Below are 15583 nucleotides of genomic sequence, written 5' to 3' on the forward strand. Positions count from 1 at the left end.
GGGATGGGTTTGGCTGTAAAATAGCAAAGAAAAAACGCGCACCTTTGTGCGCGTTTTTCCAACGTAATGCTATTATTGAAGACCTTTGATGATGGTTTCTGTGTTCCATTTCATCATCTCGATATACGTGTCGCCGTCTTCTCCTTTTTTGCCTAGAGAGTCAGTGAACACTTTTCCTTTAATCGGGATTCCGGTTTCTTTAGAAACAGTCTCCATGCTTCTTGGATCGACACTTGTTTCAACAAATAATCCTGGAACTTTTGTCTGACCGATGTAATCTACAACATTCTTTATTTGCTGCGGGGAACCCTGGCTGTCTGAATTGATTTCCCAGATATAGCCGGTATCCATGTTGTAAGCATTCCCGAAATATTTAAAGGCACCTTCGCTCGTAATCAAGATACGCTTTTCTTTCGGTATCTTTTCAAGCTCTGTTATTGTTTTTTCATGCAGTGCGTTCAGCTCTTTTATATAAGCGTCTGCGTTCTTTTTATAATACTCCTTGTTTTCGGGATCAACCTCTGATAATGCGTCTCTAATGTTCTCTACATATTTAATGCCATTCTTAATATCCAGCCACGCGTGCGGGTCCATCTGCTTTTCAAGCCCTTTTGATTCAAGATGGATCGGTTCAACTCCTTCGCTTACGCGGAAAACAGGTGCATCTTCACCTGATTTATCTGCACTCTTCATCAGTTTTTCGAACCAGGAGTTACCTTCTTCTAGATTAAGCCCATTATAGAAGACCGCGTCTGCATCTGTTGCCTTCATAACGTCTTCAGGCAGGGGATCGTATTCATGCGGGTTAGATCCAATAGGAACAAGGCTGTGAATCTCTACTTTATCCCCGCCGACATTTTTTACAAGATCATAGATAATTGAGTAAGTAGCGACAACCTCAACTTTGTCGTTGTCACTCTTTTCACTGCTGCATGCTGATAGTAACAGTGCTGCTGCCAGCAGAATAGTGCTTCCAAGTTTTTTAATCATGAAGTATCCCCCTTAGAATTTTTATGAACATAATTTTCCTATGACAATGAAGCGCGGTTTTTTCTCGCTTTAAATGATTTCCACAAAAGCCCCTGTGACGGTGAAAAGAAAAAAGCGGCAGCAAAGAAGAATGCTGAAACTAAAACGATCGTCGCCCCAGATGCAAGGTTATAAGTAAAACTGAAATACAGTCCGAGTACAGATGAAATGACTCCAAATCCTGCAGCCATGTATATCATTACCCACAAACGGTTTGTGAGCAGATATGCTGTAGCAGCCGGCGTGATGAGCATGGCAACGACCAGAACGATCCCGACCGTCTGAAGTGAAGCTACCGTTACCATCGTAAGGACGACCATTAAAATATAATGGATCCACTTGTTCGGAAGCCCGTAACTCTGTGCCATTGTCGGATCAAACGTTGAAACGAGAAGTTCTTTATAAAACAAGGTAACAAGCGTTATGACAAGCAGCCCGATACTGAGCGTCATCCACATATCACTCGTTCTGACAGCAAGCACGTTTCCAAACAGGATATGATAAAGATCTGCACTGCTCTTCATCAGCGTAATAATGATAATTCCTACGGCAAAAACGGAAGTAAACATGATTCCGATCGCCATATCATGCTTGATCCTGCTGTTCTGGCTTACGAATCCAATCCCGATAGCCGTCAGAACCCCAGTAAGCACGGCTCCAAAAAAGAAGTTCACGCCGAACATGTAACTGATGGCAACACCAGGCAGAACAGCATGAGAGATGGCATCCCCCATCAGAGCCATTCCCCTTAAGATGATGAAACATCCGAGAACACCGCAGATAATGCCCACCATGACAGACGTCCACAATGCCTTCTGAAGGAACTCATATTGAAACAGCGCTTCTAAAAATGCCATAAAACTCATGTGCAATTCACCTGCCCGCTTTTATTTAAGAATGAAAACTGATTGCTGTATGCTTTAGTGATCACTTCCGGCTTCAACACGTCACTAGAGGTGCCGAAATGAATAAGTTCCTGGTTAAGCAGAAGGAGATGATCAAAATACGATTCCGCCTTACTTAGGTCGTGGTGAACGACGATAATCGTTTTTCCTTCCCGTTTAAGCTCCCTTAATATTTGAATGATGGTTTCCTCACTCGCCACATCGATTCCAACAAACGGTTCATCTAGAAGAAACAGTTCCGCTTTCTGAGCTAGAGCTCTTGCAAGGAACACCCTTTGCTGTTGTCCTCCTGATAATTCCCCGATCTGTCTTGTGGCAAAATTCTGCATGCCCACTTTTTTGAGACATTCTGCTGCCCATGCACGCTCCGATTTCCCTGGGCGCTTGAATAGCCCTAGGGTAGGATATGTTCCGAGCAGAACAACATCTATGACCGTGATCGGAAAATCCCAGTCGATATCACTGCGCTGTGGAACATACGCGATCTTTTTCTGTGACTGCTTCAGCGGCTTTCCGTTCACCAGTACTTCTCCCTTGTCTTTCGGGATCAATCCAAGTGCCGCTTTCATTAATGTAGATTTCCCGGCTCCGTTCGGCCCAATAATACCTACGATCGTGCCGTTTCCAACTGAAAAGGTAACATCTTTGACAACCTGATTTCCCTGATAAGAGACATACATCTGGTCGACTTGAAGTGCGTCACTCATTTTAAATAGCCCCTCTCTTTTCCGTGTCCACGATTATTGCGCAAGGGCAACATTTTCCTAAAAAATAAAACAGATGGTCTAATGTATGCTCCTTAGAGCATGAACGTGACAACAAATGTTTCCTTCGCGCAACTTTTTTTTGTTAATCAAAGTATATAAGCCAGAGTCAAATTTGTAAATGATTTTTTATAGCCAAATTTCTTATTGTGTTTTATAATCTGTTATTGGCGGCTTAAATTCCGCTGGGTGGGTGAGGGATAAGAAAAAAAGAAGGGAAATTATGAAAGGCATACGTTTAGACGGGCATTCTTTGAAGCAGGAGATACTTGCAGGATTTACATCATTTTTTACGATTGCATACATTATCATCGTTAATCCGATGATATTGGCGGATGCCGGCATTCCGTATGAAGGTGTCCTGCTAGCGACCATCTTCACTTCAGTTGCCGGATGTCTTATGATGGCTTTTTATGCGAACGCCCCGATTATACTGACCCCAGGGATGGGAGTTAATGCGTTTTTCACCTATACAATCGTGCAGGGAATGAATCTTTCTTGGCAGGAGGCGCTTGCAGCCGTAGTCTTGTCTGGTGTTTTCTTCATGATTGCAGCAGGAACTAGAATCAAAGACATATTATCAAAAAGCATACCAGAATCTCTGAAGCACAGCATCACAGTCGGAATCGGATTATTCTTGGCGTTCATCGGACTGCAAAAAGGCGGCATCATTGAAAAAAGTGATTCCACGTTCGTTAAGCTGGGTCATTTAAACGAACCTGACGCCATCCTGACGGTGATTGGTCTTGTGCTGATGATGTTTCTGTTTCTAAGAAATATTAAAGGCGGATTTATTATTGGCATCGCAGCTACTACAGCGATCGGATATTTGTTCGGAATTGCTGGCCCATCTGGGCAGTCTTCCGGTTCATTATCACTGAAGCCGTTCGGAGAACTGTTCATGGCGGCAGATTTTAGCGGTATCCTGCAGCTGCCATTCTGGATTGCGACGTTTTCGCTTACGATGATCATCACGTTCGAGAACATGGGTCTTCTTCATGGGCTGCTGCCTGATAAAGAGAAGTTTCCAAAAGCATTTCAGGCAAATGCTGCTTCTACAGTTGTATCCGGTGTGTTTGGAACAAGTCCGACCATTTCCACTGTAGAAAGTGCTGCCGGCATCGCAGAAGGCGGCAGAACCGGCGTAACAAGTCTTGTCGCTGGTCTGATGTTCTTGCTTGCAATCTTTACTGCTCCATACTTGGCATATATTCCAGATGGAGCGATCGCGCCAGTTCTTATTATAATCGGAGGACTTATGGTCCAGCAGATACAGCACATCCCGCTTTCCGACTTTTCGGAAGGGTTCCCTGCTTTTCTGATCATAGCGCTTATTCCGCTCACTTACAGCATTGTTGACGGGCTGGCATTTGGGTTCATCGCTTATCCTCTCCTGAAACTTGCTGCAGGAAAGCATAAACAAGTTCCGATTCCTTTAGTTGTGATCGCAGTCTTGTTCTTTATCAATTTTGTGTTTCACAGCATGGTTTGAAAAACGAAACGCCCTTTTGATGATGTCATCAAAGGGCGTTTTTTTCATAAATCGAACTAAATAAAACTTAAATGACTCGCGAAGTCAATTAGCTGCCCCTATACTATTCACCAAAACTTTTGCTGCCGTCGTATCTCCTCTTAGTTTAAAATCTGGACTTTTTAAAAGTGAAATAAATTACTAGGCACTTTCTCGCTGTCCGCTTCATACGCTAGAAAATGACGGGAGGGAGAAAAATGAATCCAATCATGCTTCATTTTATCAACCAGAAATTAAACAGCATAACTCCGCAGGAACTGATGACTCTTGCTTCTGATTACCAGTTTCCATTATCCAGAGCAGAAGCTGAGCAAGTCGTATTAATACTTAGAAGACAGCGGATCGATATTTCAAATGCCGCCCAGCGGCAGCAGATCATCGCCACCATCGCCAGAGAAGTCAGCCAGGAAAAAGCTAACTATATTCAATACTTGATCAACTCATACTTAGATAGGAAATAGCCCCTTAAAATGCAGCTTGCTGCATTTTTTTTGCTGCAATTAACGAAACTCCCTCATTCACTTTTCATCCGCTAATATTCGCTAAAAAAACATCTATATTTTAATATATACTATGAGATGTAATTACAATGGGGGGCTTTAGTAATGAACAATCATGAAATTGATTACAAAATTTACGGCGATGACATGCAGTTTGTTGAAGTTGAGCTAGATCCGGACGAGACCGTAGTAGCGGAAGCCGGCAGCTTGATGATGATGGAAGACGGCATTCATATGGAAACGATATTCGGCGATGGATCAGCTGCAGCAGGCGGCGGCCTTATGGGTAAGCTCTTTAGTGCCGGGAAACGTGTACTAACTGGAGAGAGTCTGTTTATGACTACGTTCACGAATACTTCCCATGAAAAGAAGCATGTTTCATTCGCTTCTCCTTATCCAGGCAAGATTATTCCTATGGATTTGAGCGAGTATAACGGTAAAATTATCTGCCAGAAAGACTCCTTCCTTGCAGCAGCGAAAGGAGTATCCGTCGGAATCGAACTGCAAAGAAAAATTGGCGCAGGATTCTTCGGGGGCGAAGGATTTATTATGCAGAAGCTTGAAGGCGATGGAATGAGCTTCGTCCATGCGGGCGGGACTATCCATAAAAAAGAGCTTTCACACGGAGAAGTACTGCGTGTCGATACTGGATGTCTTGTCGCGATGACGAGCGAAATATCGTATGACATTGAAATGGTGAAAGGCGTTAAAACAGCACTGTTCGGCGGAGAAGGCTTATTCTTCGCAACCCTTCGCGGACCAGGAACTGTATGGATACAATCCCTTCCGTTCAGCCGTCTGGCGAGCCGTGTGTTCGCAGCTGCACCGAGCAGGCTTGGCGCAAAAGATGAAGGCAGTCTGGCAAAAGGCATTTTTGACGTTTTCAGCGGCGACTGATTGATAAAGGAAAAATAATAAAGAGGCAGGCCCCCGTTTATTTGGAGTCTGCCTCTGTTTATTATAAGCTGACCGTATCGCCAAGCAGCTTCTGCTGCAGTTCCGGATCAAAGGTCTTCGCCTTCAGCATCTCGATCTCAAGCTTATAAGGCGGCTTTTTATTATTTTTATCCGTACCCACGTAAGGTGTCTCCAGTATTTTCGGCACGCTCTGCAGCTGAGGATGATGGACGATATAACTCAGCGCATCAAAGCCGATATGGCCGAAACCGATGTTTTCGTGCCGGTCTTTTGCTGCGCCTTTTTCGTTCTTAGAATCGTTGATATGAAGGACCTTCAGTCGGTCGATCCCAACGATCTTATCAAACTGATCCAGCACTCCGTCAAAGTCGTTAACAACGTCATAGCCGCTGTCATGAACGTGGCAAGTGTCAAAGCAGACGGAAAGTTTCTCATTATGAGTAACGCCTGAGATAATGGCCGCGATCTCTTCAAATGACCGGCCGCACTCCGAACCTTTTCCTGCCATCGTCTCTAAAGCGATTTGAACTGACTGCTCGTTAGTGAGAACCTCGTTAAGACCTTCGATAATTTTCTTTATGCCAGTTTCCGTACCCTCTCCCACATGAGCTCCTGGATGAAGAACAATCTGCTTAGAGCCGATCGCATCGGTTCTTTCAATCTCGCGGCGCAGGAAATCAACCCCAAGTTCAAATGTTTCAGGCTTTACGGCATTTCCGATATTGATGATATACGGAGCATGAACGACGATATCCGCAATGCCGTTTTCCTGCATATGACGAAGTCCTGACTCGATGTTAAGCTCTTCAATCGGTTTTCTTCTCGTATTTTGAGGAGCGCCTGTATAGACCATGAATGTATTGGCGCCATACGAAAGTGCCTCTTCACTTGCTGCAAGCATCATCTTCTTCCCGCTCATTGAAACATGTGATCCTAGTCGAAGCATGATCATTCCCCCTGTTTTTAAAGCTTTTATTTCTTTTTGCGGTTAATTTTCTTCACGATTCGTTTCTTTTCTGCTTCCATTTTCTTTTTATATCCAGGCTTTACTTTCTTCGGCCTTGGTACGAATACTCCGTCTTCTGCTTTTGCAGCCGGCTTCTTAGAGGATTTGCGCTTCACTTCTACCCACTCGCCGTTTTTGTACTCTTCTTGAGAGAAAGAGATGTTGCGCGCTTCAAGCTTCTGGATAGCAAACTGATCAGAAGGCTCAACTAGCGTTGCACTGATACCTGACATACCTGCTCGTCCAGTCCTTCCTGAACGGTGGATATAAAAGTCCAGATCCTTCGGAAGCTCGTAGTTAATAACATGACTGACACCTTTAATGTCGATACCGCGTGCCGCAAGATCTGTCGCCACTAGAAACTGAAACTCAACGTTCTGAACCCGCTTCATGATATTCTTTCGCGTTCTGGCCTGAACATCGCCGTGAAGCCTTTCTGCGTTCAATCCAGCTGCTAGCATCGCATCGGCCACCTCATCGGCCATCTTCTTCGTGTTCACAAACACGATCGCAAAATAAGGATTAAAGTCTTTCGCTGCCTTAATCAGATACGAAAGCTTTTCCTTATGTTTTACCGGCAGCAGTACATGCTTGATATCACTCGCTGTAGTCTGTGCCGGATCAACATGCACGTGGCGAGGATTTTCCATATATTTTTTCAAGAAAGGCTGCAGTTTCTCAGGAATCGTTGCTGAGAAAACAAGCATCTGCAGGTCTGCCGCCATACGTGAAGCGAGCTGGTCTACATCCTCGATAAAGCCCATGTCGAGCATCTGATCCGCTTCATCCACAACAAGGATGTTGGCAGTAAAAACGTTCAGCTGCTGGTTAGAAATGAGATCTTTGATTCTACCGGGAGTTCCGACAACAAGATGGGGGACGTTCTTCAGCTTGTCCGCCATTCGTTTGCGGTCTGTACCGCCTACTAGAAGCCGGGCATCCGGCTGTTTTTCTTCAGGAAGAAACGCGATCACCTTGTCCAGTTCATTGTAGATCTGCTGGGCGAGCTCTCTTGTCGGTGCTGTAATGACCGCCTGCACTTCTTCTTTATCGATATTGATTTTTTCGAGTATCGGAAGCAGAAAGGCCATCGTCTTACCAGAGCCCGTCTGTGATTGGCCGATAATGTCAAACCCGTTGATAATAGCCGGAACCACACGCTCCTGGATGTCTGTTGGACTTTTAAAGCCGATCTTCTCTAGCGAATTCTGTAAATCACTGTTTATTTTTAGCCGTTCGAAGGCTGATTTCATATTATTCACCTGACTTCTTTTTTTCTTAAACCCACTTTTAGTATTATAGAGTAACTTTTGCATTTCCGCCATTTAAGTTCAAATAAATCCTATACATAGACGGTTATTTTTCAGTGCCCATTGTTAATGACTCACCCGCGGGCGTTTTCATCATATGCTATTATGAGCTTAATATTTTTGAAAGGAGGGTGAATTATGCACCCGTTTCCGCCATATCCCCCTTCCCGCAGCCCGTTTTCCTCTTTTCAGCCGCCACACGGCATGCATGCCCCCTTCAGGACGCCAATTCCAGGCATGCAAACACACCATGATCCGTTAAACCGGATGTTCGGCGCAATCGGCACAGGGGGGATTCCTGCACGAACCAGCGTTTTTTCCATGCTTGACAATGTGCAGAAAGTCCTAAAGGTTGCCGAAACGATGGGCCCGATGGTAAAGCAGTACGGACCGATGATGAGAAATCTGCCTTCACTCATGACGATGCTAAAAGATTATCAAAACGGTACCGCGGGCAAAGAAGAGGCAGCTGAAACAGAAGCAGTTCAAGAACCCGATTCCGAAACTTCCGCCGAACCTGCTGATAATAATGAAGAACCAGGACAGGAAAAAGCTGCTGAAAAAACCGTGATTGCCGGACCGGCAGCCGCGCATAAAAACAAGAAATCTATAAAGACTGCTGCAGCTGAATCCATTGAACAAGCAGAGGAAGAAGATACTCGGCCATCTTTTAAGAAAAATAAACTGGCTGCTTCCGGAAAATCGCGGTCCCTATTTAAGAAGCAAAAATTCAAAGAAGAACTAGAGGCTGCCGTAAAAACAGCAAAAGAAGAAAAACCTATATCAGCCCCAGAAATCACAGCTGAATCAAACAAAGACATTACCGAAAAACCCAAAAATGAAGACTTTACAATAGGAGAAGTAAAGCCTTTACGACCCCGTCCAAAAAAGAATCCTAACAAAGGAACTCTTTCCTCAAAGCCCAAGCTTTATATTTAAAAATCGCTTATTTGAGTAAATGCTCTCTCTCCTTTATAATATAAATGGATAAACATTCTCCTAAGGCAGCAGATTCTGCTGTCTTTACATTTTATTCAAAGGAGAGAAAAAACAATGGAAGTGTTAAAGATATCCCCTAGAGGCTATTGTTACGGTGTAGTGGATGCGATGGTTCTAGCCCGGCAGGCTGCCAAGAATCCTGACTTGCCAAGACCAATATATATTTTAGGAATGATCGTCCACAATAAACATGTCACCGACGCGTTTGAAGAAGAAGGCATCATCACCTTGGACGGCACGAGCCGCCTCGATATTATACGTGAGATCGAAACAGGAACTGTCATATATACTGCTCACGGCGTTTCTCCGGAAGTCCGCAGAATCGCTCATGAAAAAGGGCTGCACGAGATTGATGCAACCTGTCCAGATGTGACCAAGACACACGACCTGATCCGGGAAAAAGAACAGCAAGGATATGAGGTTATTTACATTGGAAAAAAAGGACACCCCGAACCTGAAGGTGCCATCGGGATCGCTCCGCACATTGTTCACCTGATTGAATCTCCCGATGACATTCAATCACTGAACTTGGCATCTGATAAAATTCTCATCACCAACCAGACGACAATGAGCCAGTGGGATGTAGCAGAGATCATCAAGCAGCTGCTCGTAAAATACCCGCATGCTGAAGTGCACAAAGAAATCTGTCTTGCAACTCAAGTCAGACAGGAAGCGGTGGCCGAGCAGGCTAAGGAATGCGATCTAGTGCTGGTCGTCGGAGATCCACGAAGCAATAACTCTAACCGTCTTGCCCAAGTTTCAGAAGAAATCGCCGGTACTCCAGCCTATCGGATCGCTGACGTATCTGAAATACAGCTCGAATGGCTTCAGAACGTAAAAAAAGTAGGCGTAACTTCTGGTGCATCCACTCCTACTCCGATTACGAAGGAAGTAATCGACTTCTTGCAGAAGTTTGACCATGAGCAGCCAGAAACGTGGCTTCGCGAGAGAAAAGTGGCTCTTGAAAAAATTCTTCCAAAAGTAAAAACTAAGCCTTAATCTATTGCTCGTATTAAATGAGAACGCCTGACAGGTTTCAGTCTGTCAGGCGTTTTTTCTCTTTATACAAATGTAAACGGATCTGTATGAATTTCTGATACGATGACCTCTGTGGAATAATGATCTTTTTTCAGCCCTTCATCGATCACTCGCTGAAGACCGTGTTTCATGATCTTTTCAATATTGTGACCTGCGTCAATAACAGTAAGTCCTTCTTCCATTGCATCATGCGCGTTGTGGTAATAAATATCGCCAGTAATCAGAGCATCTGCCCCTTTGCTGATGGCACCTTTAATAAACTTGTTCCCATCTCCTCCAACGACCGCTATTTTTTGAATAGGGCGGTCATGGCCTTTGACGGCGCGGACAGCTTTAAGGCTGAAGGCGTTTTTTACGTGAGCAGCCAGTTCTTCCAGGTTCATAGGCGATGGCAAGGTGCCTATCTGGCCAATACCGAGCTTTTGACCTGGGTTGTTAACAGGATAAATGTCATAAGCCGCTTCTTCGTATGGATGTGCATTAAGCATCGCGCTTACTGCTTTATTAAGGATACTTGCAGGCAAAATGGTTTCAATTTTGACCTCTTCCACCGATTCCATAATTCCTTGTTTGCCAATAAACGGCGAAGATCCTTCAAGGGGCATGAAATTTCCTGTGCCGTTTGTTGTAAACGAACAGTGGCTATATTGTCCGATATGTCCAGCACCCGCATTTCCTAACGCTTCACGTACACGTTCAGCGTGAGAAGCAGGCACAAATACAGCGAGTTTTAGAAGTTCTTCTTCGTATGATGACTGCAGGACGGCACGATTTTGCAGCTTTAAAGCATCCGCTAGCCAGTCGTTAACCCCTCCTTCTGCCACATCCAGGTTAGTGTGAGCAGCATATACCGTAATATCATGCTGCAGCAGCTTTTGAATGGTTCTTCCTTTAGCTGTAGACGTATCTATTCTTTTTAGAGGAATATACATAAGAGGATGATGCGCGATGATCAGATCTGCCTTTTTTTCAATCGCTTCATCTACTACTTCTTCTAAAACGTCCAGCGCAATCATAACTTTTGTTGTCTTTTTCTGTAACGTGCCAACCTGCAGCCCAATTGGATCGCCCTCATAAGCATAGCGCTTTGGGGCGAACGACTCGAGTATTGAGATGCAATGCTGTACACTCGCCCATTTTGTCATGATAAAAGCTCCTCAGCCATCTTAATTTTATCTTGAAGTTCTTTTTTCCTTTGTTCTGTTTCAGGTGAACCGCTATTGTTCATCTGGCTTAAAATCTTTTTCCACTGATTCAGTTCACCCGTCCACTTTTCCTTGAAAACGCCGCTTCTTTCTTTTAATAAATATGGACCGAACAGCAATTCTTTCTCTTTTTCATCCTGTGAGTATGGGCTGTTACCTGATCTTTCTGCAACAAGCACTTCATAAATCTTGCCATCCTCTTTCAAGATTTCTTCGGCCGAAAGAACCCATCCTTCCTTATCCAGCCATGCCCGCACCCATCGAGCAGCAACGTTCGGCTGCAGGATTAGTTTAGAAACGCCTTCAAGCTTTTCTTTTCCGTTTTCTAAAATGGATGCGATGAGGATACCTCCCATTCCGCATATGGTCACCGCATGTACTTCTCCAGGTTCGATGACCTCTAAGCCGTCTCCCTTTCTTACATCTATCATATTATCGAAGCCAAGACTCTTTACCTGTTCTTTCGCCGACATAAGCGGTCCGTCCGTTATTTCCCCAGCGACAGCAAACGGAATCTTTTTATGAATGGCCAGATAGCATGGCAGATAAGCATGATCAGAACCGATATCCGCTACTTTCATCCCTTGTTCTACATGGTTGGCCACAGCCGTCAGCCTAATTGATAAATTTTGTTCGTTCAAGTTGCATCCTCCATCGTCTTCATTCCAATTTATTTTAACCATTATAAATGAAAAAAGCCTCTTGCAGACTCACAAGAAGCTTTTGTCGATTATTTTTTCTCAGCAAGCCATTCAGTGATGATTTTTGCCTCTTCACCTTTTACTACACCAGCAGGCATTCCTGAACCTTTACCGTTGCGGATGATATCAGCGATTTGCGCCTTGTCATACTTTCCGCCGATCTTGTCAAGAGCAGGCCCAGCTCCGCCTTCTAGGTTTTGTCCGTGGCATGACGAGCAGTTTTGTTTGAAGATCGCTTCTGGGTCCATTGCAGCCTGTTCTTTATCCTTTTTCGCCTGATCTGCATTATGGATACCGATGGATGACAAAGTAATAATCAAAATAATTCCAATCACACCGATAATTGAAAATGGCAAAAGTGGATTACGTTTCATGAAATGACTTCCTCCTTCTTCTGTTCCCGCATTTGTTGTCTTAATAGCAAACATTATGTAAGTGCTAACAATCCATTTCTTATTTTACTTTAAAAAAAGTTGGAAGAAAAGGGGGAAGTAAACTTTTCATCATTTATTCATAATCATCGTGCGGTTTTATTCTGCCAGAATATATGCTCCGTCATTATTCTTCAGGTGTATCTGTCTTACAGCACGAATAAAACCGCGCATGAAGCGCGGTTTTATTTAGACCTTCTGTCCCTCCGAAAAGCTGTGCACTGCCTGTTCTCTGAGTTTATATTTTTGAATTTTACCCGATGCTGTCATCGGATAATTCTCTACAAAAAGGATATGTTCAGGAATTTTATGGCGGGAAATTTTGCCTCTGCAATAGCTGACCAGTTCCTCTTTTGTCAGTTTCATGTTTTCTTTAAGTTTGATGCATGCTGCTACTCTTTCGCCGAATTTTTCATCTGGCACACCGATAACTTGCACATCCATTACAGCTGGATGTGAATACAGGAACTCTTCGATCTCTCTTGGATAAACATTTTCTCCGCCTCTGATAATCATATCTTTCAAACGGCCTGTGATTCTGATATAACCCTCTTCATCCATTGTCGCAAGATCGCCCGTATGCAGCCATCCGCCATCATCTATGGCTTCAGCAGTAGCTTCAGGCATATTGTAGTAGCCCTTCATCACATGATAGCCTCTCGTGCATAGTTCTCCTTGGGAATTAGGCGGTACTTCATTTCCGGTTGATGGGTCAACAATTTTCACTTCAACCTGAGGGTGTTTCTTCCCGACAGTTTCCACTTTACGCTCAAGTGTATCTGTTGTAGTAGTCTGGGTGATAACGGGAGATGCTTCAGTCTGACCGTAGGCGATTGTCACTTCATTCATTCCCATATCGCTGATGACTTTCTTCATCACCTCGACCGGACATGGCGAACCCGCCATAATACCTGTTCGAAGTGACGATAAATCAAAGTCTGCAAAACGCGGGTGGTTGAGTTCCGCGATGAACATGGTAGGAACACCGTGGAGCGCTGTGCATTTTTCCACTTCGACTGTTTCTAGCACTTCAAGCGGATCGAACTGGACGAGCGGCACCATCTTTGCCCCGACAGAGACTGCTGCCAGAACGCCAAGCACACATCCGAAACAATGAAAAAATGGCACAGGAATACAGAGGGTGTCTTCATTTGTAAGGTTCATAGCGGCCGCGATCTGTCTGGCATTATTCACGATATTTCGATGTGTCAGCATAACACCCTTCGGAAACCCTGTCGTTCCCGAAGTATACTGCATGTTGATGACTTCATCACACGAGAGTGACATCTCTATTTGTTCAAGTTCGCTGTCTTCGATTCTATTCCCGGATTCGAGCATTTCTTCCCAGCTGCTGTATACAGAGTTATGGAAATCCAAGGCGACAAAATGCTTCAGTTTAGGAAACCTCTTCAAATCTTTTCTTATGCCGTCAATGATGGTCTTATACGATGTATCACGAAATGATTCAATGAAAAAGATTGCCTTTGAATCAGACTGTTTGAGCAAGTATTCCAGTTCTGCGCTCTGATAGTTGGTATTGACTGTTACGAGAACTGCGCCAGCCCTCGCCGAAGCAAATTGAAGGATAAGCCATTCTGGCACATTGGTCGCCCATACCGCAATATGATCTCCCTTTTCTATCCCCATAGCGATCAGCCCTTTAGCTGCCTTTGCCGTCAAATCCCAGAACTCCTCATATGTCCAGCGGATGCCAAGCGAGCTGTACACGGCCGCTTCCTGGTCCTTAAAAGTCATGGCCTGCTGTCTCAAGCATTCTCCCACCGTCACTTCCATCAAATCCGCCAAAACGACACCCCCATCATTTTTTGAATTTAACAGCCAATCTCACGCGCGATGACGATGCGCTGCACTTCAGATGTGCCTTCTCCGATTTCAAGAAGCTTTGCATCACGGAAATAACGTTCAACATGATAATCTCTCATATAACCGTTACCGCCGTGAATCTGTACAGACTCTGAACAAATTTGCATACATGCTTCAGAAGCATATAATTTAGCCATCGAAGCTTCTTTAGAGAACTTTTTCCCTTGATCCTTCAGCCACGCTGCTTTATAGACCATCAGCCTTGCCAGCTCAATTTTCATCGCCATGTCAGCAAGCTTAAACTGGATAGCCTGGAATTTAGAGATGGATCGCCCGAACTGCTTTCTCTCATGAGCATAAGAAAGCGCCTTCTCGTAGGCAGCCTGTGCTATTCCTACAGCCATCGCGCCGATACCGATACGGCCTCCGTCAAGAGTTACGAGGAATTGCTTGAATCCTTCTCCTTTTTTGCCTAAAAGGTTTTCATATGGAACCGCTACATCCTCTAAAACTAGCTCAGTCGTGTTGGAAGAATGAAGTCCCATTTTTTCATAGTTATCGATGACTTTAAAGCCAGATGCATCCGTCGGAACAATGATCGCAGAAATTTCTTTATCCTGCCCGCTCCTGCCCGTAACGGCTGTAAGGGCAAGATGCTTAGCATAACTGGCATTCGTGATGTAGCACTTGCTTCCATTGATTAGCCATTCTCCGTCACGCTCTGCTGCTGTTGTTTCAGTTCCTCCTGCATCAGAACCTGCTCCAGGCTCAGTTAGACCGAACGCCCCCATAGACTCACCAGTACAAATCGGAACAAGATACTTTTCTTTCTGTTCTTTTGTGCCGAATAAATTAATCGGCGCACCGCCAAGCGAGACGTGCGCTGAATAAGTGATTCCTGTTGAACCGCATGCACGGCTGAGTTCTTCTACAGCTATCGCAAAACTCATCGTATCTGCTCCGGCTCCCCCATACTCTTCCGGAAACGGCAGCCCCATCATCCCCAGCTTTGAGAGCTTTTCGAAAATCTCTTTAGGAAAGCGCTTCTCTTTATCCCTCTGCTCCGCACCTGGAGCCACTTCTTCCTCTGCAAATTCTCTGATCATTTTTTGAATCATCGTTTGTTCTTCTGTCAATGTAAAGTTCATCGCTGTTAACCCACCTTTGTCTGCTTCATTTTTGTATCCGCTTTCATATATAATTATAGATACACGAGACTAATTTTTACAAGATTAAAACTATTTATTCCTTTCTGACTTCTTATCCAGCCACCCTCTGTGATATATTACTTTTAATACAAAATAAAAAAACGCTGTTTGCATTAAAACTGGATAATAAGTAAAATAAAGTAAATGACGGCAAATCGAGTTTTTGCTATAAAAAACAAAATAAAAAAGCCTGCCGGAACCGGCAGGCCTCTGC

General features: G+C 44.3%; 15 protein-coding genes. 5 read left to right on the forward strand and 10 right to left on the reverse strand.

What is annotated here, in order from left to right:
- Positions 1-72: 72 nt before the first annotated feature.
- Genes CGZ90_RS08540 through CGZ90_RS08550 form a run of 3 tightly spaced genes read right to left on the reverse strand, consistent with a single transcriptional unit; the run spans position 73 to position 2641 of the window.
- Positions 73-990 carry a metal ABC transporter substrate-binding protein gene (locus CGZ90_RS08540; RefSeq protein WP_094251962.1) on the reverse strand — a complete coding sequence of 306 codons (918 nt, stop codon included), beginning with the start codon at positions 988-990 and terminating at the stop codon, positions 73-75.
- A gap of 38 nt (positions 991-1028) precedes the next feature.
- The gene (locus CGZ90_RS08545; protein ID WP_379675178.1) at positions 1029-1886 is read right to left on the reverse strand and encodes a metal ABC transporter permease; all 858 of its coding nucleotides are present in this window, start codon (positions 1884-1886) and stop codon (positions 1029-1031) included.
- A 5-nt stretch (positions 1887-1891) separates the two neighbouring features.
- Positions 1892-2641, reverse strand: coding sequence for a metal ABC transporter ATP-binding protein (locus tag CGZ90_RS08550; RefSeq protein WP_094251964.1), 750 nt, complete (start codon positions 2639-2641; stop codon positions 1892-1894).
- Between the two features lie 280 nt (positions 2642-2921).
- Between CGZ90_RS08550 and CGZ90_RS08555 the strand changes: the two genes are divergently transcribed.
- The 3 genes from CGZ90_RS08555 (at position 2922) to CGZ90_RS08565 (ending at position 5626) form a co-directional block, all read left to right on the forward strand.
- The gene (locus CGZ90_RS08555) at positions 2922-4190 is read left to right on the forward strand and encodes an NCS2 family permease (RefSeq protein WP_094251965.1); all 1269 of its coding nucleotides are present in this window, start codon (positions 2922-2924) and stop codon (positions 4188-4190) included.
- Between the two features lie 236 nt (positions 4191-4426).
- Positions 4427-4690 (forward strand): DUF2624 family protein, encoded by a 264-nt coding sequence (locus CGZ90_RS08560; RefSeq protein ID WP_165766819.1) that lies wholly within the window; start codon positions 4427-4429, stop codon positions 4688-4690.
- A gap of 144 nt (positions 4691-4834) precedes the next feature.
- Positions 4835-5626: a TIGR00266 family protein gene (locus CGZ90_RS08565; protein ID WP_094251967.1), complete on the forward strand. Its 792-nt coding sequence runs from the start codon at positions 4835-4837 to the stop codon at positions 5624-5626.
- A 61-nt stretch (positions 5627-5687) separates the two neighbouring features.
- Here the strand turns inward: CGZ90_RS08565 and CGZ90_RS08570 are convergent, their stop codons facing one another.
- Both CGZ90_RS08570 and CGZ90_RS08575 read right to left on the reverse strand, forming a co-directional pair.
- Positions 5688-6593, reverse strand: coding sequence for a deoxyribonuclease IV (locus CGZ90_RS08570; RefSeq protein ID WP_094251968.1), 906 nt, complete (start codon positions 6591-6593; stop codon positions 5688-5690).
- A 26-nt stretch (positions 6594-6619) separates the two neighbouring features.
- On the reverse strand, positions 6620-7906 hold the full coding sequence (locus CGZ90_RS08575) for a DEAD/DEAH box helicase (protein ID WP_094251969.1): 1287 nt from the start codon (positions 7904-7906) through the stop codon (positions 6620-6622).
- Between the two features lie 195 nt (positions 7907-8101).
- Here CGZ90_RS08575 and vrrA point away from each other — a divergent pair, with 195 nt between their 5' ends.
- Both vrrA and CGZ90_RS08585 read left to right on the forward strand, forming a co-directional pair.
- Complete coding sequence (gene vrrA, locus CGZ90_RS08580) at positions 8102-8902, forward strand: VrrA/YqfQ family protein (RefSeq protein ID WP_094251970.1); 801 nt, start codon at positions 8102-8104, stop codon at positions 8900-8902.
- A gap of 114 nt (positions 8903-9016) precedes the next feature.
- Positions 9017-9961: a 4-hydroxy-3-methylbut-2-enyl diphosphate reductase gene (locus tag CGZ90_RS08585; RefSeq protein ID WP_094251971.1), complete on the forward strand. Its 945-nt coding sequence runs from the start codon at positions 9017-9019 to the stop codon at positions 9959-9961.
- A gap of 62 nt (positions 9962-10023) precedes the next feature.
- Here the strand turns inward: CGZ90_RS08585 and CGZ90_RS08590 are convergent, their stop codons facing one another.
- The 5 genes from CGZ90_RS08590 to CGZ90_RS08610 form a co-directional block, all read right to left on the reverse strand.
- Positions 10024-11145: a Nif3-like dinuclear metal center hexameric protein gene (locus tag CGZ90_RS08590; protein WP_094251972.1), complete on the reverse strand. Its 1122-nt coding sequence runs from the start codon at positions 11143-11145 to the stop codon at positions 10024-10026.
- Positions 11142-11846: a tRNA (adenine(22)-N(1))-methyltransferase gene (locus CGZ90_RS08595; protein ID WP_094251973.1), complete on the reverse strand. Its 705-nt coding sequence runs from the start codon at positions 11844-11846 to the stop codon at positions 11142-11144. Before CGZ90_RS08595 ends, CGZ90_RS08590 begins: the two co-directional genes overlap by 4 nt.
- A gap of 89 nt (positions 11847-11935) precedes the next feature.
- Positions 11936-12280 (reverse strand): cytochrome c550, encoded by a 345-nt coding sequence (gene cccA, locus CGZ90_RS08600; RefSeq protein ID WP_094251974.1) that lies wholly within the window; start codon positions 12278-12280, stop codon positions 11936-11938.
- 246 nt (positions 12281-12526) lie between these two features.
- Entirely contained in the window at positions 12527-14134 is a 1608-nt protein-coding gene (locus tag CGZ90_RS08605) for an AMP-binding protein (protein ID WP_094252449.1), read from the reverse strand.
- Between the two features lie 35 nt (positions 14135-14169).
- On the reverse strand, positions 14170-15309 hold the full coding sequence (locus tag CGZ90_RS08610; protein ID WP_094251975.1) for an acyl-CoA dehydrogenase family protein: 1140 nt from the start codon (positions 15307-15309) through the stop codon (positions 14170-14172).
- Positions 15310-15583: the final 274 nt, after the last annotated feature.

It is taken from the genome of Fictibacillus aquaticus, assembly GCF_002245695.1.
Taxonomy (GTDB): domain Bacteria; phylum Bacillota; class Bacilli; order Bacillales; family Fictibacillaceae; genus Fictibacillus; species Fictibacillus aquaticus.

Bases quoted from the DNA above. Each gene is read 5' to 3' on its own strand.
- CGZ90_RS08590 (WP_094251972.1), bottom strand. From the start codon at position 11,145: ATGACAAAATGGGCGAGTGTACAGCATTGCATCTCAATACTCGAGTCG.
- CGZ90_RS08545 (WP_379675178.1), bottom strand. From the start codon at position 1,886: ATGGCATTTTTAGAAGCGCTGTTTCAATATGAGTTCCTTCAGAAGGCA.
- cccA (WP_094251974.1), bottom strand. From the start codon at position 12,280: ATGAAACGTAATCCACTTTTGCCATTTTCAATTATCGGTGTGATTGGA.
- vrrA (WP_094251970.1), top strand. From the start codon at position 8,102: ATGCACCCGTTTCCGCCATATCCCCCTTCCCGCAGCCCGTTTTCCTCT.
- CGZ90_RS08570 (WP_094251968.1), bottom strand. From the start codon at position 6,593: ATGCTTCGACTAGGATCACATGTTTCAATGAGCGGGAAGAAGATGATG.
- CGZ90_RS08555 (WP_094251965.1), top strand. From the start codon at position 2,922: ATGAAAGGCATACGTTTAGACGGGCATTCTTTGAAGCAGGAGATACTT.
- CGZ90_RS08575 (WP_094251969.1), bottom strand. From the start codon at position 7,906: ATGAAATCAGCCTTCGAACGGCTAAAAATAAACAGTGATTTACAGAAT.
- CGZ90_RS08585 (WP_094251971.1), top strand. From the start codon at position 9,017: ATGGAAGTGTTAAAGATATCCCCTAGAGGCTATTGTTACGGTGTAGTG.
- CGZ90_RS08610 (WP_094251975.1), bottom strand. From the start codon at position 15,309: ATGAACTTTACATTGACAGAAGAACAAACGATGATTCAAAAAATGATC.
- CGZ90_RS08560 (WP_165766819.1), top strand. From the start codon at position 4,427: ATGAATCCAATCATGCTTCATTTTATCAACCAGAAATTAAACAGCATA.
- CGZ90_RS08550 (WP_094251964.1), bottom strand. From the start codon at position 2,641: ATGAGTGACGCACTTCAAGTCGACCAGATGTATGTCTCTTATCAGGGA.
- CGZ90_RS08540 (WP_094251962.1), bottom strand. From the start codon at position 990: ATGATTAAAAAACTTGGAAGCACTATTCTGCTGGCAGCAGCACTGTTA.
- CGZ90_RS08565 (WP_094251967.1), top strand. From the start codon at position 4,835: ATGAACAATCATGAAATTGATTACAAAATTTACGGCGATGACATGCAG.